The organism is Archangium sp., assembly GCF_045802675.1.
Lineage (GTDB): Bacteria > Myxococcota > Myxococcia > Myxococcales > Myxococcaceae > Archangium.
Window position 1 is genome coordinate 180,481 of record NZ_JBJMQO010000080.1, and the last position, 22,072, is coordinate 202,552.

A 22,072-nucleotide genomic window follows, 5' to 3' on the forward strand; every position below is an offset into this window, starting at 1 on the left:
GCTCCCAAGTGCTACTCCGCCAGCACCAGGCGCTGGGTGCGGCCGGCCAGGTAGCCCACCTTGCGAGCGATCCGCGCCAGCGAGTCGTGCTTCTCCTCCACCCGCAGGGTGAGCCTCGGCAGCGAGGAGAGCAGGAAGCGCGAAATCTGTCCCAGGCACAGCGTGGCGTGCCCCTTCCCCCGCTGCGAGGGCACCGTGTACAGCGCCTCCAGCTCCGCTCCGAATTGCGAGCGGCTGCCGATGTCCACCTTGAACACCAGCTCGCCGTTCTCCTCCAGCACGTAGGTGCGCTGCGCCCTCACGCGCTGCGCCACCCGCGCCTCGAAGTGCGGATCCTCCGCCAGCGGATCCCTGTCGTAGAGCTCCCGCACCGCTCCGGCCGCCAGTGGCATCAGACGCGGCAGGTCCTCCTCGCGCGCCAGCCGCAGCAGCGGGTTGGTGAAGGGCCCCAGGTCATCCGCCGACACCGAGAAGAGCCGGTACGTCTTCGACGTCCGGGGCTTGCCCGTGCACAGGCTGCGGACCAGCGCGTCCACCGCCGGCTTCTCGCCCACGCTCGCCTTGAGCCTCACGCGCTCGGCCAGCGCATCCGCGATGACACCCGTCACCGAGCCGTCACTCGCCGAGGGCACCACCAGTCCGCCCCCGCCTCCCACGAACACGGCCGCGGTGAGCGTCTTCCCGTCGAAGCGCCCCCAATAGGCCATGCTGCTGCGGCTGTCGGCCGAGGCGATGCCGAACTCCTGTAGCAGCCCCAGCAGATAGAGGTTGTGCGCCGGATCCTTGGCGAGCAGCGCCCTCAGCGCATCGCTGTCCCGGGTGGTGAGTTGTTGGACGGTGACCGGCATGGGGGGCGCCTGAGTACACCACAGCCCCCGCCAGGGCTTTCAAGGGCCTCCGCCCTTCCGGGGCCGGAAGTGGAACGGATGCGTCAGCGTGAGCGGCGCTTTCCCAGGCGGAGCGGAAAATTGTGTGTCGGCGAGAGCATCGAGCAGGCAGGCGTGCACGAAGGGATCTCCCAGGGTGCTCTCCACCACCTCGGCGCGCTCGAAATGGCCGCGCTCCCCGTTCGCCTCGAGCGTGAAGCGCAACTTCACTGCTTGTGCACCGGGGTGGCGCACCGAGGCATCGCCGAGGCACTCGCGCACCAGCGGTTGGACGGCCCGGAGCGCCACGCGCACCTCTTCCTTGCTCCAGGTGCCCGGAGGCGGGTCCTCCAGCGGCTCGTCCTCGGGGGGCGGTACTGCGGGGGGCGTGCGCTCCACGGGCGCGTGGGTTGGCTCGGGTGGGGCGCGGGACGGCTCGGACGGGGCGGGCACGGCCATGGCGGGGGCCTCGTGGGCCACGGCATGCGCCGGCGTGTCCCTCGTGAGCCAGAGCGCCAGCGCGCTCAGGGCCACGAAGGGGATGACCACCCAGAGGAAGACGGCTCGGCCCGACATGTCCACCTTCAACCCCGGCCCCGGCGGCGCGCGTCCCCACGGGGCCTCTTCGTTCCCTCAGTCGAGGCCCAGGGCCTCCTTCAACAGCGCCTCCCGGGCGACCACGGGCGAGCGGGGAAGCAGCTCGGGACGGAAGCGCCGCACCAGCTCCTCCCGCTTCACCGGGGTCCCGTCTCCCAGTCCGCTCCAGGCCGCCAGCAGGCCGAGCACCCGCTCGACCATGATGCCCCGCTCGCGCAGCTCGGCCACCGCGAAGGCACCCTCTCGCTTGGCCAGCCGCTTGCCGTCCTCCCCGAGCACCAGGGGCACATGCCAGAAGCGGGGGGGCGTGCGGCCGAGCGCTTCGTGGATTTGCAGCTGCCTCGGGGTGGAGGACAGCAGGTCATCTCCCCGGAGCACATCGCTGATGCCGCTGGCCGCGTCGTCCACCACCACGGCGAGCTGGTAGCTGGCCACCCCGTCGTTGCGGCGCACCACGAAGTCCCCCACCACCGTGGCCACGTCCTGGCAGTAGCGGCCATGCAGCCCATCCTCGAAGCACCACTCGCCCGGCGCCGCCCGGAAGCGCAGGGCGGGGACTCGTGCCCGGGCCCGCTCGGCGAGCAGTTCCTTCGTGAGGGGTGAGCACGTGCCGGGGTAGCGCGGCCCTTCGTCGCTCAGGCCGTGGGGCGCGCTCGCCGCCCGGGCAATCTCCGCGCGCGTGCAGAAGCAGGCGTAGACACGGCCCTCGCGCTCCAGTTGCTCCAGCGCCTCCCGGTAGACGTCAGCTCGCTGGCTCTGGAACAGGGGCGGCTCGTCCCAGTCCAGGCCCAGCCACTCCAAATCCCGGTACAGGTCCTCGAGGAATCGCGGCTTGCAGCGTGCCTGGTCGAGGTCCTCGATGCGCAGCAGGAACTGGCCTCCGGCCGCGCGGGCCTGGAGCCAGCCGAGCAGCGCGCTGCGGGCATTGCCGAGGTGGATGCGCCCGGTGGGGCTGGGCGCGAAGCGTCCGCGGAAGCTCATGGGGTGGACGGCAGACTAACCCGCCCGGGGCCCTCCCGCCGCTTCCTCCTTGGCCCCGGGGCCGGACGTGCGCAAGCTTTCCATGGCCACCGGGGATTCCTTCGAGAGGGGCCAGGCGAGGGGACGTGCCCGCGCTGCCCGGTGTGCCCTGGATGACCTCGATGCGCTTCCTCCACTGCTCCGATGTCCACATCACCGCCGACTACTTCTCGTTGCCCCTCCTGAAGCTCGGCTGGCGCAGGTGGATCGCCATGGCCGAGCTGTCCATGGGCGGGCGCACCAAGGCCTACGCGCGCGCTCCCGAGACGCTCGCCACCATCGCCCGTGACGCACAGCAGCAGGGGGTGGACCATTTCATCCTCTCCGGGGACGTCACCGCGTACGCGCTGGAGCCGGAGTTCCAGGTCGCGCGCGCGGCGCTCGGGGCCCTGGGCGAGGACCCGGGCCGATGCACCGTCATCCCCGGCAACCACGACGTCTTCACCCCGGGCAGCCACCGCGCGGGCCGCTTCGCGCGCTACTTCGGCCACCTGCTGGAGAGCGACCTCCCCGAGTACCGGCGCGAGGGGGCCTTTCCCTTCGTGCGGCTGGTGGGCTCGGAGGCCGCGGTGGTGGGCCTGCTCTCCGCGCGCGTGCCCTTGGTGCCCGGCATCGCCCATGGCCACATCGGCGCGGCGCAGTTGGAGGGACTCGCGGCGCTGGTGAAGGATCCGCGGCTCTCGGGCCGGGCCGTGCTGGTGGCGGTGCACCACGCGCCGCTCACGCATCACGGCCGGGCCGACAACTTCTTCCACGGCTTGAGGGACGCCGAGGCGCTCTTCCGGGTGATTCCCGGGCCGCGCTACGCGGTGCTGCACGGCCACATCCACCACCGCTACCACCACCCGGCCACCGCCGAGCGCCCGCACATCTTCAGCGCGGGCTCGTCCACCCAGGCGGGGCGCGAGGGCTACTGGCTCATCGAGGTGAAGGACGGCCAGGTGGTGGGCGGGCACAAGCACGTCCCCGGGGGGGAGCGCGCGCCCGCCCGTGCTCAGGCCTGAAGGCGCGGGGCCGAGTAGCGCCGCACGAAGTGGATCCACCGGCGCTCGTCCACCTCCACCTGCCACTCGCTGTTGGGCGTGAGGGGCAGGCGCTGCTGGAGGAAGGACTCCAGGTGGTCCGCGGCCTTCACCGGCGTGAGGCCCGGGGCGCGGAAGGCCACGCGCAGGAAGACCTCGAGCGAGCTGGCCACCTCGACGACGGTGTAGATGCGCAGCGAGCCCACGCGCCGCTGGTACTGCACATCATCTCCGGGCACCGAGGCGGGCGCCTGCTCGGCCGGCGGGGCCGACAGCCAGTTGGATGGCGTGAGGGCGAACTCGAGCAACTCCGCGCTCGCTTCTTCCAGAGTTGCGTGCTCGTGGATGGAAAGCATGCCCAGCTCCCTGTGTGGCCGTCCGCGAGGAAGAATGTGCCCACGCGCCAACAGCGTGCAAGGGGGCGTGGGGGGGTTGCCGGGAGACGTCCTCCACGCGTCAGAGCGGTGTGGTACGCGGTCGCGCGGGGTGGGCGCCCGCTGGTGAACATTCCCCGCGCTCAGCGTCCGAGCGCCACCGCCGCGAGGAAGCGCCAGGAGATGCGCGAGGCCTCGCCCGCGATGACGTCGGAGAGCTCCTCGCGCACGCGCTCGTTGCGCAGCGCCGCGCGGAAGGTGCGGTCCAACAACCGGGGCCGCTCGAAGGCGAACATCAGCTTGCGGTTGAGCTGGAAGGCGGTGCGGAAGCGCGCCTGCCAGCGCCGCGCGTAGCCGGCGAGCCCCTGCTCGGACAGGTCTCCCGCGGCCACGGCCTCGGCCACCGCCTCGGCGGCGAAGGCACCCGACTCGAGGGCGAACTCGATGCCCTCGCCGGTGAGCGGGTTGACGAAGCCCGCCGCGTCTCCGAGCAGCAGCGCCCGGGGGAAGATGGTGTGCTGGGCGAAGGAGCCGAAGGGCAGGTGGTGGCCCTTCACCTTGCCCACGCGCCGGGCTCCGGCCAGCTCCGCCGCCACATGCGGGCTGGCGCAGAAGCGCTCCATCAACTCGGGCAGCTTCGCCTTGGACGCGGCGAGCTGGTCCGCCCGCAGGCCGAGCCCCACGTTGGCCCGGCCATCCGGCAGGGGGAAGATCCACCCGTAGGCGGGCAGCAGCTCCTTCTCCCAGTAGAAGGCCATGCTGCGGGGGCGCGAGAGGCGCACGCCCTCGTAGTAGGCGCGGACCGCGAAGGCACCCTCGTGCTCCGGGAAGTCGGGGGCCCCGAGCGCGCGCCGCACCACCGAGGGCGAGCCATCACACCCCAGCACGAGGTCGGCGCGCAGGGACTCGCCGTCGCGGCAGCGCAGGATGACGCCATGGGCGCCGCGCTCGAGTCCTTCCACCCGCACGCCCTCGCGCAGCTCGGCACCGGCCTGGACGGCGCGCTGGACGAGCCGCTCGTCGAGCATCTGGCGGGGGATGACGCAGGCCTTGCCGCCGAAGAGGCGGGGCGGGATGGGCACGTCCAACTCCACGCCGCCCGGGGAGATGGCGTAGATGGCGTCCACCGGCGCGGCCTCGCTGCCGGGCAGGGCGCCGACTCCCAACCGCTCCAGCATCCACAGCGTGCGGGGCGTGCAACCGTCCCCGCAGATTTTGTCCCGGGGGAAGCGGTTGCGCTCGAGCAGCGTCACCCGCGCGCCCTGCTGGGCGAGGAACGTGGCCGCGGACGAGCCCGCGGGCCCGGCGCCGACGATGGCGACGTGGAGGGAGGAGGCGGGACGAGAACTGGCGCGCGTGGCGGTGCTCACGATGGGCCCCTTCTACGCTGATTCGCGCTGTCAGTGACGAAGAAGCCTCCGAGCCACGGCACCGGCGCGGAAAGCGAACAGGAACGTGGGGGGAGGCGAGGGAACCGCGCATCGTCGAGGCCACGTGCCCCTCTCAGGGGCCGGGGGGCGACGGGCCCTGTCCTCCCAGCGTGTCCCGCGCGGAGGGCGGCGGCTCCCGGGCGTCCAGGGCGGGCTCGAGCGGCAGCTCCACCGTGAAGCGGGACCCTGTCCCCGGTTGGCTCTCCACCTGGATGTCTCCACCGAGCGTGCGGACGATCTCCCGCGAGATGTAGAGGCCCAGTCCCAGCCCTCCGTACTGCCGGGTGGAGACCGCCCGCTCGAAGCGCCCGAAGATGCGGTCGAAGTCCTGTGCCGCGATGCCGATGCCGTGGTCCCGGATGCTCCAGTACGCCCGTCCTCCCGCGGCGGCGACGTGGAGCTCCACCGGTTGGCCCACGCCGTATTTGAGCGCGTTGGTGATGAGGTTGGTGAGCACCTGCTCCAGGCGCATCCGGTCCCAGTGGCCGATGGGGGCGCCCTCGGTGGTGATGCGCAGCGGGCAGTCCGCGGCACGGGCCTGCTCGGCGAAGCGCTCGGCCAGGTCCCGCGTCAGCTCCAGCAGGTCCACGTCCTCCAGTTGCAGGCGGAGCCGGCCCGAGGTGAGGCGCGAGACATCCAGCAAGTCATCGACGAGCTGGGACAGGCGCTTCACCTGCCGCAGCGCCTTGTCCACCTTGGGCAGCAGGTTCGTGGCCACACCGTCCGCGCTGGCGGCCAACGTACGTTGGAGCGTCTGCAGGTGCAGGCGCAGGGGCGTGAGGGGCGTGTGCAGCTCGTGCGAGGCCACGGACAGGAAGTCCTCGCGCAGGCGCACCGCCTCCTGGGACTGGCGGTAGAGCCGGGCGTTGTCCATGGCGACCGAGGCGCGCCGGGCGAGCTCCTCGGCGAGTGCCAGCTCATGCGGGCCGTACTGGAAGCCCGGTGCCTCCGTCCCCAGCAGCATGGCCGCCAGCGTCTGTCCCCGCACCGACAGGGGCAGGGCGATGGCCGTCCGCGTCCCGAGCCGCCGCAGCAGCTCCGGCCAGGCCGCGTCCGGGTCGCCCGCGTGCAGCAGGGCCGGGGTGGCCTCGTGCGCGAGCAGCGGCCTGCCGGTGCGCAGCACGTGCACGGTGGGCTGGGGCGTGTCCAGGTCCGGGGGCAGGTGCTCCGCCAGCTCGCGCAGCACCTGCTGCCGGGCCGGGTCCTGGTGCACCTCGGCCGCGCGGTGCGGCTGGCCCGCGTCGTCCACCCGGTCGACGATGCACCACTGGCCCAGTTGGGGCACCGCCAGCCGCGCCACGCGCTCCAGTGTGCCCTTCTCGTCGAGCAGCTCCGCCAGCTGCGTGCTGGCCTCGATGAGGAAGCGCTGGGTCTCCTCGGCGCGCTTGCGCGCGGTGATGTCCACGAACGTCGACACGGCCCCCACCATCTTGCCCCCCTGCCACATGGGGTAGGACCAGCGCTCCACCGGGAGGCCCGTGCCGTCCTTGCGCCAGAGGACGTCCCCCTCGATGTGGTTCTCGGTGCCGGTGTCCATCGCCTGGAGGATGGGGCACTCGCTCCGGGGATAGGCCGTGCCATCCTCGCGCGAGTGATGCCACAGCGCGTGCGCGTCCCGGCCCAGCAGCTCGGCCGCGTCCGAATAGCCGAGCATCCGGGCCGCGGAGCGGTTGACGAAGATGCTGCGCCCCTCGAGGTCCAACCCGAAGATGCCCTCCGCCGCCGAGTCGAGCAGCAGCCGGATCTGCGACTCGCTGCGCTCGAGCTGGGACTGGGTGTCGCGCAGGTGCTCGGCCATCTCGTCGAAGGCGCGCCCCACCACGGCCAGCTCGTCGCTCCCCGAGAGCCCGCTGCGGGCGTCCCAGTCGCGCGCGGCGAAGCGGTGGGCCGTGGTGACGAGCCGGTCCACCCGCCGGGTGATCACGAAGTGGAAGAAGAGCCAGAGCAGCCCCGCGAGCACGCCGAGCAGGGCACTGCGCTGCACCACGCTCTTCCACACCTGGTGGCGGGCCTCGGCCTTGAGGGCCGAGAGGTCCCTCTCGACGACGAGCAGCCAGACCGTCTTGGGGGTGAACTCCGAGGGGCTCGAGGGCGCCAGCACGGCATAGACGGCCACGAGGGCCTGGCGATCCGGGGTGACCTGGAGCGTCGAGCCGAGGTTCTCCCGGACCCGCCGCATCCCGGGCTCCGACGCCGCGTCGAACAGCTCGGGATGGAGCGCCCGGGCCCGCTGGCCAATCTCCACGCGCCGGGTCGAGGCGACCACCTGGCCGGTGTCGTCGACGAGCAGCGCGGCCTTCACGTGCGGATCCGTGGCGAGGCCGGCCACCTCCTCCCGGACCCGCTCGAGCTCCTGCAACCGCAGCAGGAGCTCCAGGTGGTCCTGCTGCTCGCCCAGGCGCTGGCTGAGCTCCTGGAGGGTGTACGCCTCCACCCGGAGCGCGGCGAGGCGCGAGTTCTGCTGCAGGTCGTGCAGGCCCAGCGTGATGGCGAAGACGAGCAGCACCAGGGGAATGGTGATGCGCAGCGGAGGCAGCGGGGGCAGCCGTTTCACGGCCCGCCCTCCCGGAGGGACTCGAGGGGCCGCGCGTCCAACATGCGCTCGGGCCCCACCGTCTCGTGCATCAGCCCCTCCTCCACCAAGAAGCGCCGCAGCTCCAGCGCCATCGCGACGAGGGGCGAGTCGGGCGCGCGCAGCAGGAAGAGGTTCTCCTCGCGGGAGTACAGCCGCAGGCCCTTCAGGAGGGCGGTGAAGCCGGTGGGGCTCGTGTCGAGGCGGGGGCTCATCCGGGCCGCGGCGTCCTCGGGATGCGTCTCCAGGTAGCCCAGGGCCTGGAACCACCCCTGGAGCAGGTGTCGCACCTGCTCGGGGTGCCGGTCGAGCACCTCCGCGCGCACCACCACCACGTCGATGATTTCCCCGGGGATTTGACTGCTGTTGAAGAGCTCGTGGGCGCCGGCGGACAGCAGCTGCTCCGCGAAGGGCTGGTAGGAGACCGCGGCATCCACCTGTCCCGACGCGTAGGCCCGGAAGTGCTGGTCGGCGGGGAGCCGGATGATGCGCACGTCCGAGGGCTGGAGCCCCGCCTGCTCCAGGGCCCGGCTGAGCAGGTACGTGCTCACCGCCAGGTCCTCCACCGCTATCCGCTTGCCCCGGAGCTCCTGGAGCCGCCGCACTCCGGGCCGGGCGAGGATGGCATCCGCCCCATTCGAGGCGTCCACGACGAGCACCACCCGGGGCTCATAGCCCTGTTGCTGGAGCAGCAGCGCCATGTCGAGCGTGACGTTCGCCGCGTCAATCATTCCGTTGCGGAAGTCGCGGTTGGCCTCGGACAGGGAGGAGTACTCGACCAGCCGCACCGAGCCTTCGTCGAGGTAGCCGAGCTCCCGCGCGAGGAAGAGGGGCTCGGTCCCCGGCCAGAGCTGGGTGCCGAGGCGCAGGGGCTGCTCGTGCTCGCGGGCGGCACAGGCCGACACGAGCAGGAACAGCAGCAGACCGAACATCCCCACGCGGCTTCGCACGGTTCCACGTCCTCTGGTGGCTCGTGGAAACCCTTGGGACGCGGACGGGCCGCCGCAAGGCACCCTGAGCGGGCGCCTCGGGAAGCGGTGTCCCGCATGGAAGCTCGTGCCGGGGCGGGGTGCCTCAGGAGGCCGTGGGCTGGCGCGAGGGCCGCTGCCGCTCCACCGCGGCCTTGAGCTGGCCGCAGCCGGCGTCGATGTCGATGCCGCGGCGCTGACGCACGGTGCTCGGCAGGCCGTAGCCGGCGAGGATGTCCTGGAAGGCGCGCACGGCGTCCGGGCCGCTGGGGCGCTCGCCATAGCCCACCGTGGGGTTGAGGGGGATGAGGTTGACGTGCGCCTCCATTCCCTTCAGCAGCTGGCCCAGGGCGTGTGCCTGCCCGGGCGTGTCGTTCTGCCCGGAGATGAGCGCCCACTCATAGAAGATGTGCCGCTTGCGCTTCTCCACGTAGTAGCGGCAGGCCTCCATCAACTCGGCGAGCGGCCACTTGCGCGCCGCGGGCACCAGCGCGCCACGCTCGGCGTCCGTGGCCCCGTGCAGGCTGACGGCGAGCTGCACCGGCCGGTCCTCGTCCGCGAGCCGCCGGATGCCGGGCACCACGCCCACGGTGCTCAGGGTGATGAAGCGCGGCCCCAGCGCCAGCCCCCGCGCGTCCACCATCGTGTCCACCGCCGCCAGCGTGGCGTCGTAGTTGTGCAGGGGCTCGCCCATGCCCATCAGCACCACGTTGCGCAGCGACTCGCCCGTCTCGCGCAGGAGGCGGGTGACGTGCAGCACCTGGCCGATGATTTCCCCGGGCGTCAGGTGGCGCACGAAGCCCATCTGCCCGGTGGCGCAGAAGACGCACCCCATGGCGCACCCGGCCTGCGTGCTCAGGCACACCGTGGCCCGGCCCTTGAAACGCATGAGGACCGTCTCCACCGTCTGCCCATCGCGCAGCCGCAGCAGCAGCTTGCGGGTGAAGCCGTCGGTGCTGTGGGCCTCGTGGTGGGGGGCGGGCCGCTCCAGCCGGGTGCGCTCGCGCAGCGCCTGGACGAGGTCTGGCCGCAGCCCGGAGATGGCGTCGAAGGACTCCACCTGCTGGCGGTAGAGCGCCTCCCAGAGGAGGTCTCGGTAGTAGGCGCTGTAGCCCCAACCGGCGAGCAGCTCGCCGAGGGCGGCTCGCGGCAGGTCGTACAGGTTGACCAGGGGAGTGGCGGGCGTGGGCTCCATCGTCATCGAGCGATAACACACCCCGGCGCCCGACTCATGGGATGCCGGCGGGCGGACGGGCCAGGGGCCGCTTCCGTCGCGGCGGACCCCTCCGTGCTGGAAGGCTTTCCCGAGGGACTGGAGGCCCAGGAGCCCCGGGGAGGGCTCGCCCGGCCGCCTGCCAGAGGTACTCTCGGGATTCGTACACGCCCGCCTGGAGACTGGACAGTCAAGGGGGGATGTAGGACCCGCCCTGAAGAATTAGAGTGCCAGCGTGAGACACGAGCAGCGGTGGGACGTACTGGTGGTGGGGGGTGGGGCCAGTGGAACGTTGCTGGCGGCCCAGCTCCTTCGGAACGCCCCCTCCCCCCTGCGCGTGGCCCTGCTGGAGCGCTCGGAGCGGGTGGGCCCTGGCCTGGCCTACTCCACCCAGAATGAGAGCCACCTGCTCAACGTCCCCGCCGGGCGGATGAGCGCCTTCCCGGACGACCCCGAGCACTTCCTGCGGTGGCTCCACCGCCTCGAGCCGGGCACCCAGCCGGGCGACTTCGTCCAGCGCCAGCGCTATGGCCAGTACCTGGAGGCGGTGCTGCGCGAGGCCCGCGCCGCCGCGGCACCGGGCGTGGGCCTGGACATCATCCCGGGCGAGGCCGTGTCCCTGTCCCGGGTGGGGGAGGGCGCCCGGGTGGTGCTCGCCGACGGCGCGGTGCTCGAGGCGTGGACGGTGGCGTTGGCGGTGGGCAACGCGCTCCCCGCCGACATCGCCGTGGAGGATGGGGGCCTGTACGCGAGCCCCCGCTACATCCGCTCTCCATGGATGGAGGGCGCGCTGCACCGCGTCCAGCCCCACCACCCGGTGCTGCTCATCGGCACGGGCCTGACGATGGTGGACACGGTGCTCTCCCTGGCCGAGCGCAACCACGAGGGGCGCATCCACGCCATCTCCCGGCACGGGCTGCTGCCGCACGTGCACCGCCCCGGCGTGGCGGTGGGCCCGCGCGTGCACATCCCCGAGCCGCACCGGGTCCGCTCCGTCCTGCGGGCGCTGCGCCACGAGGCCCGGAGCTTGCGCGAGGGCGCGGACTGGCGCGGGGTGATGGACGCCCTGCGGCCCCAGACGGTCTCCCTGTGGCACGGCCTGCCGCTGTCCGAGCGCCGCCGCTTCCTCCGGCACCTGCGCGCCTTCTGGGACGTGCACCGCCACCGGATGGCGCCCGGGGTGCACGACGTCCTCCAGCAGCTCCAGGGCATCGGCGTGCTGCGCGTCCATGCGGCGCGCGTGCGCGGCTTCCAGGTGACGGACGAGGGGTGGGTGATGGCGCGCGTGCGTCCCCGGGGCACCTCGCGCGAGGCCACCTTCCGCGTCAAACACGTCATCAACTGCACCGGCCCGGACGCCTGCATCGGCCGGGGGCACCCGCTGCTGCGCGGGCTGCTGGAGTCCGGGCTCGTCCAGTCGGATGCGCTCGCGCTCGGCCTGGCCACGGACGCCGAGGGCGCGCTGCTCGACGCGCAGGGCCGGGCCTCGGAGGTGCTCTTCACCCTGGGGCCCCTGCGCCGGGGCGACCTGTGGGAGAGCACGGCCATTCCGGAGATCCGCGGCCAGGCGCTCGCCCTGTCGCGGCGGCTGTTGGCGCAGCTCGCCTCCCGCCCCCCCGCGCCCGAGTCCACCGTTTCTCCTCCGCCGCCCCTTCCTTAGAGGGGCGTACCGCTCGAGGCCCATGGGACTTCAAATCCAGAAAGAGTTGTTCGAGGTCGAGGAGTACGACGGGTTCGCCCGGCGGCTCGCCGAGAGCCTGGAGGCGCTGCGCACGGTGCTGGAGCGGCCGGGCTTCGGGGTGGGCCCGCGCACCATCGGCGCCGAGCTGGAGATGTTCCTCGTGGACGCCGCGGGCTTCCCGCTGCCGGTGAACCGGCAGGTGCTGGGCCAGACGGTGGACCCGCGGGTGACGGTGGAGATCGACCGCTTCAACCTCGAGGTGAACCTGCGGCCGGCGCCCCTGGAGGGGCGTCCCTTCACGGCGATGCGCGCCGAGTTCGAGAGCGCGCTGGCGGAGGTGCGGCGCGCGGCGGCCACGCAGGGGGCGCGCGTGGCGGTGACGGGCATCCTCCCCACGCTGCGCGTGGCGGACCTGGGCAGCGGGGCGCTGACGGCGCTGCCTCGCTACCGGGCGCTCTCGGCCGCCATCCGCCGCCGGCGCCAGGAGGAGCCGCTGCGCGTCGTCATCGGCGGAGAGGACTCGCTCACGCTGACGTGGGACGACGTGACCCTGGAGGGCGCCAACACCTCGCTGCAGTACCACCTGCGCGTGGACCCGGCGGACTTCGCGCGCATGTACAACGCGGCGCAGCTGGCCACGGCACCCGTGCTGGCGGTGAGCAGCAACTCGCCCTTCCTGCTGGGCAAGCGGCTGTGGGACGAGACGCGCGTGGCGCTCTTCCGTCAGGCGGTGGACGACCGGGGCGAGGCCCAGACGGAGGCGCCCCAGCACGGGCGCGTCACCTTCGGCCATGGCTGGGCGCGTCAGGGCCCGCTGGAGCTGTTCGCCGAGTCGGTGGCGCTCTACCCGCCGCTGCTGCCGGTGCTCGGGCCGGAGGCGCCGCTGGAGCGTCTGGCCGCGGGCGGCCTGCCCCGCCTCGACGAGCTGCGGCTGCACCAGGGCACCGTGTGGAGCTGGAACCGCGCCATCTATGATCCCAGTGGCGAGGGCCACGTGCGCATCGAGCTGCGCGCGCTGCCCGCGGGCCCCACGGTGGTGGACATGCTGGCCAACGGCGCGCTGCTGCTGGGCCTCACGCTGGGGCTGGCCGGCGAGATGGAGGCGCTGCTGCCGGGGCTGCCCTTCGCCTGTGCCCAGGGCAACTTCCTGCGTGCCGCCAAGGAGGGCCTGGACGCCATGCTGCTGTGGCCCGAGCGCACCGCTCCCTCGCCCCGCGCCGTGCCCGCCACCGCCCTGGTGGAGCGGCTGCTGCCCGTGGCCCGGGAGGGCCTCGTCGGCGCTGGCGTGGTCGCCGAGGAGGCGGACGCGCTCCTCTCCGTTATCGAGGCACGATTGCGGGCGGGGTGTACGGGGGCACGGTGGCAGCGGAAGATGTTGGCCCGGTTGGAAGCCCACATGCCCCGGCCGGATGCACTGGCCGCTCTGTTGGAGCGGTACATGACGCATGCGGCGTCTGGCAGGCCGGTCCACGAGTGGCCACTGGACTGAACCCAACGGGAACGTGCGGCGAGGACTTGCCCCCGGGGCCTCACCTGCGCGACGCTTCATCCATCTTCATGCCCCCTCGTTGCGTTGGTCTGCCCTGGTGAGTGAGCCTGTTGCTGCGAAGGTCCTCGTCGTCGAGGACAACCGGACGATGCTGGCCTTGATGCAGTACTACCTGAGCAAGGACTTCACGGTCTTCCTTGCCCGGTCCGCTGAAGAAGCGCTCGAAGTGCTTCAGCGGGAACAACTGCACGCGGTCGTATCGGATCAAAACCTCGGGGACGGGCTCATGGGGGTGGATCTCCTCAAGCGCGTCGCCGAGCTCCAACCCCATGCCGCGCGCATCCTGGTGACGGCCTCCCAGAAGCTGGAGGACGCCCAGAAGGCCATCAATGAAGCGCGGGTGAACCACTTCCTCACGAAGCCGTTCACCGAGCAGGAGTTGAAGAACACCGTGGGCCAGGCGGTCCACAATGCCGCCCTTGTCGCCATCCGCGACAAGATGGTGCAGGAGCTCAAGGATCAGCTCGGACTGCGTCCCGCGGCCAAGCCGGCGGCGGGCGCTGTCCCTGGCGCCAAGGCGGGCTCTCCGCCGAGCACGCGCGTCAAGACGGTGGAGCCGCAGAAGCCCGAGTCCAAGGGCGCCGCCACCCCGTCGCTCATCCCCGAGAGCGAGCGGCTGGCGTTCCGCGATGGCCTCACGGGCCTCTACAACCACCGCTACTTCCAGGAGGCCCTGAGCGCGGGCCTGCTGAGCGCCCGGCGCCGCGAGCAGAAGCTGGCCCTGGTGCTGGTGGACATCGACGGCTTCCGCCGCTTCAACCTCTCGCGCGGCTACGCCGAGGGCGACAAGCTGCTGCGCCGCGTGTCCCAGGTGGTGACGGAGATGATGGAGGACCCCGTCACCCACACCCGGAGCGACAACTCCTCGGAGATCGCCGCCCGGTACGACTGGGACGTGTTCGGCGTCGTGCTGTGCAACGCCGACGTGGAGCGCGCGCGCACCTACGCGGACAAGGTCCGTAAGGCCGTGGAGGAGATGGCCTTCCCGGAAGAGGACGGCATGGCGGGCGAGGTGACGGTGACCGTGTCGGTGGCCGTCTTCCCGGATCAGGCCCGCAACGAGCAGGAGCTCATCTCCACCGCGGAGAAGGCGCTGCGCACCTCCAAGGCGGGCGGCCCCAACCGCGTGGTGCTCGCCACCCGGTAGGGCGTCGCTTCCCGCCCGGTGGCCTCCGGGCGGACAGGGGAAACGGTGGAGCGGCGGTGCGCCGGTCCCCTCCCTGGCCCCTCCATGGAGGGGTGGGCCCGGGCTCTTCCTCCCCTTCAGCGCCTGGGCGGGTCCACCTTGATGACCTTGGTGTCCGCGAGGTGATCGTGGAGGCACCGGTGGTCATTGCTGAAGATGAAGAGCGGGTCGGCGAGGGAGAAGAGGTTGCAGGTGACCATCCCGATGACGGCCGGCACGATGTTGCGCAGGAAGATGAGCCGTCCGAGGTCGACCGGGCTCCCATCGGCGCGGACCACCTTGATGCCCAGGGTGCGCTTGCCGAGGCTCTGGCCCGTCGTCGCGAGCAGGTAGAGCTGGTAGCCGAACACCCCGAGCACGCCCAGCACCCCGAGCATCGCGAAGACAGTGCCGGCGGCGGCACCCACGGTCTTCTCGAGCAGGCCGCCGAGGACGGCCCCGATGAACAAGGGCACCAGGGGCGCGAACAGGTCCATGAGGACGGCCAGGAAGCGGGTGCCCGGCTCCGCCAGTTGCTGCGTCAGGGGCACGCAGTGAAAGCAGTAGTCCAGGCGATCGAGCCCCACCCGGAGGCACGCGTCACAGGCGTAGCCGCCGCACCGGTTGCAGATGGTGACGGCGGCGCGCTCGACGTGGTCGGCGCAGAAGGCGCCCCCGCTGCGGGTGGGATTGGGATCCGTCTGGTACATGGCCCCATGTTGGCAGCCCGGCCCCCAGGTCCTCAAGGGCTCACGCCCCGGACTCGTCCTCGGTGCCCCGGCGCAGGCCGAGCATCCGGCGCAGCTCCCGGGCGGACTGGCGGCTCACCTCCACCGTGTGTCCGCGAGCGGTGCGCGCCAGGTAGCCGCCCGTCTCCAGCGGCTCCAACCGCGTGACGTGGGCGAGGTTGAGCAGGGCGCGCCGGTGCACCCGGTAGAAGCCCTCGGGAGGCAGCCGGTCCACCAGCTCCTGCAGCGTGAAGTCGGTGAGGTAGTCGCCCTGCGAGGTGAAGACGGTGACGAGCTCGTCCTCGAGCGTGGCGTGGGAGATGGTGCCCGGGTCCACCAGGACGATGCCCTGCCGCGTGGGGATGGGGAGCCGGGCCAGCGGACGCGCGAGCTGCTCGACGGCCGAGACCTTCCCCGGCTCCGGGGCCCTGGCCGCGACGCGGGCGCGCACCCGCTCCAGCGCCTTCTGCAGGCGCGAGGCCTCCACGGGCTTGAGGACATAGTCCACGGCGCCGTGCTCGAAGGCCTCCACCGCATGGTCCGCGTGGGCGGTGGCGAAGATGACGTGGGGGCCACCGGCGGGCAGCAGCGCGAGCGCGTCCATGCCACTGAGCCCGGGCATGTGGATGTCGAGCAGCACCACGTCCACGCCGCCGGCGCGCACCGCGTTGAGCACGGCCTCGCCATCCGCGGCCTCGCCGCACACGGTGACATCGGGGAAGGCCGCCAGCAGGCGCGTGAGGCGCTTGCGGGCGACGAGCTCGTCATCGGCGATGAGGACGCGCAGGGAAGGGTTCACGGGGCGCAGTCTAGGCGAGGGCGGCGTCATGCTCCATGGGGGCGCGTGGCACGTTAGACTCGCGCGCTCGAGAGGCCCGGGCACCTGACCGCCCGGTCCTCCTCCAAGCGGGGGACATCCATGGGTCGTCTCAGGCATCTCCCTCCATGACCAGCTTGCCGCGCACGTGCCCCTCCTCGAGCAGCGTATGGGCCCGCCGCGCGGTGGCCGCGGACAAGGAGCCCACTCGCTCCACACGCGGGCGCGGCAGGGCCCCCGTCTCGTACAGGGCGGCGAGCTTCGTCAGCCGCTGCCCGTAGGCGGCCCAGCCCGATGGAGGACCCAGACGGGCACGCGCGCCCAGCTGGACGAAGTGGAAGGACACCGAGCGGACCATCAGTGGGCTGGTGTTCTCGTCCCACAGGTTGAGGGGATAGTCGGCGGGCTCCTCCACGATGGACACCACCCGGCCGTCCGCCGCGACCGTGTCGAAGCACAGCCGCTTCATGGCCCCTCCCACGAAGTCGAAGGCCGCCGCCACTCCCCAGCCCCCGGTGCGTTCGCGTACCTCGGCGGCGAGCGCCCCCGCGTCCCGTCCCGCGTAGCGCACCACGTCCTCGGGCCGTACTCCCAGCTCCTTCACCAGGTACGCGGCGCTCGCGTCGCTGCCCGCGGTCACCAGGAGCGGAGTGGCGCCCAGATGGCGCAGCAGCCCGACGGCCGAGCTCCCGACGCCCCCCGCCGCGCCCGCGACGAGCACTGCCTCTCCCCGCTCCACCCGCGCCTTCTCCACCACCGACTCGTAGGCCGTGAGGCTCGCGACGGGAATCGCGGCGGCCTCGGCGAAGGACAGACTCGCGGGCTTGTGCGCCACCATCACCTCCCGCACGCACAGGGCCTCGGCATAGCCGCCGTTGCTCGCCTGGGCGCCCAGGTACGCGAAGACGGCGTCGCCCTCGCGGAACGCGGTGACTCCTTCGCCTACCGCGTCCACCACCCCCGACACCTCGCGCCCCAGCACCACGGGCAGCGGCGGGCCGCCGTGCCCCTGGCGCCACTTGTAGTCCACCGGGTTGAAGCCCGCCGCCCGGATGCGGATGCGCACCTCGCCCTGTCCGGGGACAGGCAGCGGCCGCTCCGCATCCTCCAGGCGCTCCACGCCACCCAAGGCCCGCACCTCCACGACTCGCATGGCTCTCTCCCTTCCGCCCCTCGAGGCAGGAACTGGAGGGCCCACGCTAAGCCAAGTGGGGAAAGTCCTGTCAGGGTGCTCTCGGCGCAAAGAACGAGGCACCTTCCGGTCGCGTTTCGTCCCGACTGGTACGACCATCGGACCAGTTGCGGGAAAACGCGCCCGGAGCCTCCCCCCTGACAGGACTTACCCAATCTGGCTTAGCGTGAGCAGCGGTGGGAGTACGTCAGGGAAGCTCAGCGATTCCGTGCGCCGCGGGACGAGCGCGGAGCGGGCACTTCGATGACGGAGTCTCCGGCGACAGCGAAGAGGCGCTCGCCCGGGCGCGGGCGGAGGTCCATGCCTCCGGTGAAGGCGCTGAAGGCGGGCAGCACGCCCACGGCCGTGCCCAGGTGGAAGCAAGGCAGGCGCAGCCGGTCCGCTCCGTCGCTCAGCCGCACCGTGGGGTGCAGGTGGCCGGCCCAGACGTAGTGGCCCTCGGCGGGCTCCGGGTGGTGGGAGAAGCGGAAGGGGCCCTCGTCGAGGTTCGGCTCCACCAGGGACATGCGCCACGCGGCGGGCAGCGCGTCCAGGTGCCGGTCGTGGTTGCCGCGCACCAGCACCATCTCCACGTCATGGCCCGTGCGCCAGGCGGCCACGCGCTCCACCACCTCCCGCGTGAGTCCCCGTCGCGAGTGCACCAGGTCCCCCACCAGCAGCAGGCGCCGAGCCCCAGTGGCGCGCAGGGCCTCGGAGAGGCGGGCGAGGTCGTCTTCCAGTACCTCGGGCGGCAGGGGAATGCCGTGCTGGTGGAAGCTCTCCGGCTTGCCCCAGTGCAGATCCGCCACCGCGAGCACGCCACCTCCCGGCCAGTGGAGGGCGCGCTCGGGACGCAATTCCAGCTCGGTGCCGCCTAGGCGGACAGGGAGTCCTCGCGCAGCCATTTCTCCTTCATGCGCTCCACCCGGTCCGCCAGGGATTCGTTGGAGAGGGTGGCGCCAATGCGCTCGACGACGAGCGGAAAGCCCAGCGGCGTGGGCCGTGGGACGTGGATGAGCTCCAGCGGCGAGCGCTCCAGGCGCTCCAGCGTGCTCACGAGCCGCACCTGCTCGAAGTGTTGCTCCAGCACCTCGCGCCGCGCCTGGGCGAGCAGCAGGTGGTCCGGCTCGTAGCGGGCGAAGACGTCATAGAGGAGCCCCGCGCTGGCCTGCACCTGACGCGTGGACTTGCGCGCCCCGGGCAGCCCCGGCAGCACCAGCCCCGCCACGCGCGCCACGTCTCGGAACTGGCGCCGGGCCAATTCGCCGAGGTTGACGCTCTCGAGGATGTCCTCCACCAGCCGCTCGCGGGTGAAGAGCGCGGGGCGCAGCGCCTCCTCGAAGGGGAAGGGCGAGGCCGTGAGCAGCTCCAGCCCGTAGTCATTCACCGCGAGGCTGAAGGTGGCCTTCCGCAGCCGAGTGAGGCGCAGGGCGAGCAGCGCGGCGAGGCCCTCGTGCACCAGCCGGCCCTCGAAGGGGTAGAGGAAGAGGTGGTGGCCCTCTCGGGTGTCGCACAGCTCGGCGAGGCACGCGTCGCGCGAGGGCAGCCGGGACAGGCGGGCCTGGGCCTCCAACACGGGGCGGGCCGCCGTGAGCTCCGCGGTGTCCAGGTGTCCCTCGCGCACGGCGTGGAAGGCGCGGCGCACGGCGGCGGCGAGCGAGCCGGACAAAGGCAGACGTCCACCGCTCCAGCGGGGCGTGGCCGAGGCGCGCTCCTTCGCGAGCTTCACGTAGGCCGTGAGGTCCTTCATGAGGCGGAACTCGAGCCGCTTGCCCGCGAAGAGGAAGGTGTCGCCGGGGCGCAGGCGGCTCACGAAGGACTCCTCCACGGTGCCGAGCCGGCCGCCCTTGAGGAAGCGCAGCTCCACGCTGGCGTCCGAGGCGATGGTGCCCACGTTGAGGCGGTGGAGCCGGGCCACGCGCGCATCCGCCACCACGTACCGGTCCTCGAGCCGCTGGACGCGGCGGAACTGCGGATAGGCGCGCAGGGTGGGGCCGCCCTCCGTCACGAGCACGAGGGTGCGGTCGAAGTCCTCCTCGGAGAGCGCACTGTAGGCGAGCGTGTCTCGGACCTCGGCGAGCAGGGCCTCGCGGGTGAAGCCGCCGCCGAGCGCGCAGGTGACGAGGTGCTGGGCGAGCACGTCGAGCGGTTGGCGCAGGGGCGCGCGGGGCTCCACCTCTCCGTGGGCGAGCGCCTCGCGGGCGGCGGTCATCTCCACCAGCTCGAGGGCGTGGGTGGGGACGAAGAGGAGGTGCGCGGTGGCGCCGGGGCGGTGGGCGCTGCGTCCGGCGCGCTGGAGCGTCCGGGCAATGCCCTTGGGGCTGCCCACCTGCACCACGCGCTCCACGGGGCCGAAGTCCACCCCGAGGTCCAGCGACGAGGTGCAGACGACGAGCCGCACGCTGCCGTCCTTGAGGCCGCCTTCCACGCGCTCCCGGGCCGCGCGGTCGATGGAGCCGTGGTGGAGGGCGAGGACGTCTTCCCACTCGGGGTGGAGGAAGCGGAGGCCCTCGTACCAGCGCTCGGCCTGGGAGCGGGTGTTGGTGAAGAGGAGGGTGGAGCGCGCGGGGTCGAGCCAGCCGGCCACCTTGCGCAGCATGGAGAAGCCGAGGTGCCCGGCCCACGGAAAGGCATCCACGGCGTCTGGCAGGAGCGTCTCGATGCGGACGGGCCGCGCGAGCTCGGCGCGGATGAAGGTGGGGGTGGAGCGGGGGCCCACGGCGGCGCGAGCGGCCTCGTCGAGGTTGCCGAGGGTGGCGGAGAGGGCCCAGGTGCGCACGCCGGGGGCGAAGCGGCGCAGCCGGGCGAGCGCGAGCTCCACCTGGGTACCGCGCTTGGAGCCGAGCAGCTCGTGCCACTCGTCGACGATGACGCAGCGCAGAGAGGAGAAGAGCTCCTGTGCGCGCTCGTTGCAGAGCAGCAGCGACAGGGACTCGGGGGTGGTGATGAGGACCTCGGGGAGCCGCTCCCGCTGCTTGCGGCGCACGGAGGAGGACGTATCCCCGGTGCGGCTCTCCACGGTGATATCGGCATCGAACGCGGCCAGGGGAGCGTTCAGCGCGAGCTCGATGTCACGAGACACCGCACGCAGAGGGGTGATGTAGAGGACTTGCAGCCCCTTCTGACGATGAAGGGCGACCTCGGCGAGGGGCTCCATATAGGCGGCATAGGTCTTCCCGGCGCCGGTGGGGACATGAAGCAGTCCACTCTCGCCGCGCGAGTACGCCTCCCAGGCCCGCACTTGAAAGGGAAACGGTTCCCACCCTTGGGAGCGGAACCACGAATGCACCGCGGAAGGGCGCTTACGCGGGGGCATGCAGCAGCTCCTTCAACCGCTCGAGCGAATCCGCGTCACGAGGCGTCTTGTCCGAGCGCCACCGCGCGATGCGAGGAAACCGCAGGGCAATCCCCGACTTGTGCCGGGGGGACGAAGCAATGCCCTCGAAATGAAGCTCGAAGACCTGAACGGGGTCCACGGAGCGCACCGGCCCGAACTTCTCCTTGGTATGCGCGCGAATCCACCGGTCGAGCTTCGCGATCTCCTCGTCGGTAAGCCCCGAGTACGCCTTCGCGATGGGCAGCAGCTCCTCGCCATTCCAGACAGCGAAGGTGTAGTCCGTGTACAGCGAGGCGCGGCGCCCATGTCCGGGGTGCGCGTAGAGCAGAATGGCATCGACGGTGAAGGGATCGATCTTCCACTTCCACCAATCCCCGCGCTTGCGGCCGTGCTGATACACGGACTCGAGGCGCTTGATCATGAAGCCCTCGACATTGCGCGAGCGCGACTCATGACGGACCTCGGCGAGGGCCTCCCAGGAAGGAGCGTCAATGGCGGGAGACACGGGGAACATCGGCTGGTCGCGAAGCAATGCCTCCAACCGGGCCCTGCGCTCGCGGAGCGGAATCCCTCGCAAGTCCTGCCCGTCCTGCTCGAGCAGGTCGTACACCATGAAGGCGGCGGGGGCCTCGGCGAGCACCTTGGCGGTGAGCTTCTGCCGTCCGATGCGGCGCTGGAGCAGGGCGAAGGGGAGGGGCTGTCCCTCGGCGTAGGCGAGCACCTCGCCATCGAGCACGGTGCCATCGGGGAGGCTGGCGGCGGCCTCGGCGATTTCGGGGAAGCGCTCGGTGATGAGCTCCTCGCCGCGGCTCCACAGGAAGACGCCGCCTTGGCGGCGGATGAGCTGGCCGCGGATGCCATCCCACTTCCACTCGACGAGCCAGTCCTCGCGCTCGCCGAGCTGCTCCGGGGGCTGCTCCAGCGGGCTGGCCAGGTAGAACGGATACGGGCGCGAGCGGTCGCCATCGGAGACGTCGGGGGCGATGAGCTGCTCGAAGAAGGCGCGCGACGGAGCCCAGGTGCCCATGAGGCGGTGGGACACGGAGGCCGGAGGCAGCCCCGCGTACTGCGCGAGCGCGCGCACCACGAGCGTGTCCGAAACGCCGACGCGCAGCTCTCCGGTGAGCATCTTGTTGAAGAGGAACAGCTCGCGGCGGGGGAGCACGTGCCACCAGCCGGTGACGCGCTCGCGCTGCTCGGGGAGCGAGAGCCCGGCGAGCGGCAGCAGACGCTCCTCCAACCAGCGGGACAGCGGCAGCTCCTCGGTCTCGGGGGGCCGCTCGTTCTGGTCGAGCAGCAGGGCGATGACCTCGGCGAGGTCGCCCACGACGGCGTACGTCTCGTCGAAGAGCCACTCGGGGGTAGCGGTCAGCTCGCGAATCCACTGGCGCAGGGCCTTGGGGGCCACGAGCCGCTTGAGGCGGCGGCCGGTGAGGAAGAAGAGCCCCCACGCGGAGTCCTCGGGAGGCGTGTCGCGGAAGTAGCGCACGAGCGCCTCCACCTTGGCGTTGGTGGAGGTGGTGGCGTCGAGCGTGTCGTAGAGGTCGGCGAGCCGTCGCACG

18 protein-coding genes are annotated in these 22,072 nt (G+C 72.0%); 4 read left to right on the forward strand and 14 right to left on the reverse strand.

The features are described from left to right. Positions 1–11: 11 nt before the first annotated feature. From ACJ8AN_RS23275 to gluQRS, 3 genes are read right to left on the reverse strand one after another with little or no spacing between them, the layout of a single operon-like run. Positions 12–848: a GNAT family N-acetyltransferase gene (locus ACJ8AN_RS23275; protein ID WP_407757638.1), complete on the reverse strand. Its 837-nt coding sequence runs from the start codon at positions 846–848 to the stop codon at positions 12–14. A gap of 39 nt (positions 849–887) precedes the next feature. Beyond that, positions 888–1,442 (reverse strand): AgmX/PglI C-terminal domain-containing protein, encoded by a 555-nt coding sequence (locus tag ACJ8AN_RS23280; protein WP_407757639.1) that lies wholly within the window; start codon positions 1,440–1,442, stop codon positions 888–890. Between the two features lie 57 nt (positions 1,443–1,499). Next, positions 1,500–2,444, reverse strand: a complete 945-nt coding sequence (gluQRS, locus tag ACJ8AN_RS23285) for a tRNA glutamyl-Q(34) synthetase GluQRS (RefSeq protein ID WP_407757640.1) — start codon at positions 2,442–2,444, stop codon at positions 1,500–1,502. Between the two features lie 161 nt (positions 2,445–2,605). Here gluQRS and ACJ8AN_RS23290 point away from each other — a divergent pair, with 161 nt between their 5' ends. Beyond that, on the forward strand, positions 2,606–3,487 hold the full coding sequence (locus ACJ8AN_RS23290) for a metallophosphoesterase family protein (RefSeq protein WP_407757664.1): 882 nt from the start codon (positions 2,606–2,608) through the stop codon (positions 3,485–3,487). On the opposite strand, the gene ACJ8AN_RS23295 is transcribed toward ACJ8AN_RS23290, so the two are convergent. The 5 genes from ACJ8AN_RS23295 to rlmN form a co-directional block, all read right to left on the reverse strand. Next, positions 3,478–3,861 (reverse strand): hypothetical protein, encoded by a 384-nt coding sequence (locus ACJ8AN_RS23295; protein ID WP_407757641.1) that lies wholly within the window; start codon positions 3,859–3,861, stop codon positions 3,478–3,480. The genes ACJ8AN_RS23290 and ACJ8AN_RS23295 overlap by 10 nt on opposite strands. A 161-nt stretch (positions 3,862–4,022) precedes the next feature. Next, on the reverse strand, positions 4,023–5,249 hold the full coding sequence (locus ACJ8AN_RS23300) for an NAD(P)/FAD-dependent oxidoreductase (protein WP_407757642.1): 1,227 nt from the start codon (positions 5,247–5,249) through the stop codon (positions 4,023–4,025). Positions 5,250–5,382: 133 nt separating this feature from the next. After that, entirely contained in the window at positions 5,383–7,863 is a 2,481-nt protein-coding gene (locus ACJ8AN_RS23305; RefSeq protein ID WP_407757643.1) for an ATP-binding protein, read from the reverse strand. Next, positions 7,860–8,831 (reverse strand): ABC transporter substrate-binding protein, encoded by a 972-nt coding sequence (locus ACJ8AN_RS23310; protein ID WP_407757644.1) that lies wholly within the window; start codon positions 8,829–8,831, stop codon positions 7,860–7,862. The genes ACJ8AN_RS23305 and ACJ8AN_RS23310 overlap by 4 nt, the downstream gene beginning before the upstream one ends. Before the next feature lie 124 nt (positions 8,832–8,955). Further along, complete coding sequence (gene rlmN / locus ACJ8AN_RS23315; protein WP_407757665.1) at positions 8,956–10,044, reverse strand: 23S rRNA (adenine(2503)-C(2))-methyltransferase RlmN; 1,089 nt, start codon at positions 10,042–10,044, stop codon at positions 8,956–8,958. 253 nt (positions 10,045–10,297) lie between these two features. Between rlmN and ACJ8AN_RS23320 the strand changes: the two genes are divergently transcribed. The 3 genes from ACJ8AN_RS23320 (at position 10,298) to ACJ8AN_RS23330 (ending at position 14,439) form a co-directional block, all read left to right on the forward strand. Beyond that, the gene (locus ACJ8AN_RS23320) at positions 10,298–11,722 is read left to right on the forward strand and encodes an FAD/NAD(P)-binding protein (RefSeq protein WP_407757645.1); all 1,425 of its coding nucleotides are present in this window, start codon (positions 10,298–10,300) and stop codon (positions 11,720–11,722) included. A gap of 22 nt (positions 11,723–11,744) precedes the next feature. Further along, positions 11,745–13,232 (forward strand): glutamate--cysteine ligase, encoded by a 1,488-nt coding sequence (locus ACJ8AN_RS23325; RefSeq protein WP_407757646.1) that lies wholly within the window; start codon positions 11,745–11,747, stop codon positions 13,230–13,232. Between the two features lie 97 nt (positions 13,233–13,329). Then, the gene (locus ACJ8AN_RS23330; protein WP_407757647.1) at positions 13,330–14,439 is read left to right on the forward strand and encodes a diguanylate cyclase domain-containing protein; all 1,110 of its coding nucleotides are present in this window, start codon (positions 13,330–13,332) and stop codon (positions 14,437–14,439) included. Between the two features lie 116 nt (positions 14,440–14,555). Here the strand turns inward: ACJ8AN_RS23330 and ACJ8AN_RS23335 are convergent, their stop codons facing one another. From ACJ8AN_RS23335 to ACJ8AN_RS23360, 6 genes are all read right to left on the reverse strand, one after another. Next, positions 14,556–15,167: an RDD family protein gene (locus ACJ8AN_RS23335; protein WP_407757648.1), complete on the reverse strand. Its 612-nt coding sequence runs from the start codon at positions 15,165–15,167 to the stop codon at positions 14,556–14,558. Positions 15,168–15,207: 40 nt separating this feature from the next. Next, entirely contained in the window at positions 15,208–15,984 is a 777-nt protein-coding gene (locus tag ACJ8AN_RS23340; protein ID WP_407757649.1) for a LytR/AlgR family response regulator transcription factor, read from the reverse strand. Positions 15,985–16,114: 130 nt separating this feature from the next. Continuing rightward, complete coding sequence (locus ACJ8AN_RS23345) at positions 16,115–17,155, reverse strand: zinc-binding alcohol dehydrogenase family protein (RefSeq protein ID WP_407757650.1); 1,041 nt, start codon at positions 17,153–17,155, stop codon at positions 16,115–16,117. A 236-nt stretch (positions 17,156–17,391) separates the two neighbouring features. Beyond that, positions 17,392–18,078 (reverse strand): ligase-associated DNA damage response endonuclease PdeM, encoded by a 687-nt coding sequence (pdeM, locus tag ACJ8AN_RS23350; protein ID WP_407757651.1) that lies wholly within the window; start codon positions 18,076–18,078, stop codon positions 17,392–17,394. Beyond that, positions 18,048–20,489 carry a ligase-associated DNA damage response DEXH box helicase gene (locus ACJ8AN_RS23355; protein WP_407757652.1) on the reverse strand — a complete coding sequence of 814 codons (2,442 nt, stop codon included), beginning with the start codon at positions 20,487–20,489 and terminating at the stop codon, positions 18,048–18,050. Before ACJ8AN_RS23355 ends, pdeM begins: the two co-directional genes overlap by 31 nt. Then, positions 20,476–22,071: an ATP-dependent DNA ligase gene (locus ACJ8AN_RS23360; protein ID WP_407757653.1), complete on the reverse strand. Its 1,596-nt coding sequence runs from the start codon at positions 22,069–22,071 to the stop codon at positions 20,476–20,478. Before ACJ8AN_RS23360 ends, ACJ8AN_RS23355 begins: the two co-directional genes overlap by 14 nt. Between the last annotated feature and the right edge of the window lies 1 nt (position 22,072).

Excerpts from the sequence above, each read along its gene's own strand:
- ACJ8AN_RS23275 (WP_407757638.1), bottom strand. The coding sequence starts at position 848 with ATGCCGGTCACCGTCCAACAACTCACCACCCGGGACAGCGATGCGCTG.
- ACJ8AN_RS23280 (WP_407757639.1), bottom strand. The coding sequence starts at position 1,442 with ATGTCGGGCCGAGCCGTCTTCCTCTGGGTGGTCATCCCCTTCGTGGCC.
- gluQRS (WP_407757640.1), bottom strand. The coding sequence starts at position 2,444 with ATGAGCTTCCGCGGACGCTTCGCGCCCAGCCCCACCGGGCGCATCCAC.
- ACJ8AN_RS23290 (WP_407757664.1), top strand. The coding sequence starts at position 2,606 with ATGCGCTTCCTCCACTGCTCCGATGTCCACATCACCGCCGACTACTTC.
- ACJ8AN_RS23295 (WP_407757641.1), bottom strand. The coding sequence starts at position 3,861 with ATGCTTTCCATCCACGAGCACGCAACTCTGGAAGAAGCGAGCGCGGAG.
- rlmN (WP_407757665.1), bottom strand. The coding sequence starts at position 10,044 with ATGGAGCCCACGCCCGCCACTCCCCTGGTCAACCTGTACGACCTGCCG.
- ACJ8AN_RS23325 (WP_407757646.1), top strand. The coding sequence starts at position 11,745 with ATGGGACTTCAAATCCAGAAAGAGTTGTTCGAGGTCGAGGAGTACGAC.
- ACJ8AN_RS23335 (WP_407757648.1), bottom strand. The coding sequence starts at position 15,167 with ATGTACCAGACGGATCCCAATCCCACCCGCAGCGGGGGCGCCTTCTGC.
- ACJ8AN_RS23345 (WP_407757650.1), bottom strand. The coding sequence starts at position 17,155 with ATGCGAGTCGTGGAGGTGCGGGCCTTGGGTGGCGTGGAGCGCCTGGAG.
- pdeM (WP_407757651.1), bottom strand. The coding sequence starts at position 18,078 with ATGGCTGCGCGAGGACTCCCTGTCCGCCTAGGCGGCACCGAGCTGGAA.
- ACJ8AN_RS23355 (WP_407757652.1), bottom strand. The coding sequence starts at position 20,489 with ATGCCCCCGCGTAAGCGCCCTTCCGCGGTGCATTCGTGGTTCCGCTCC.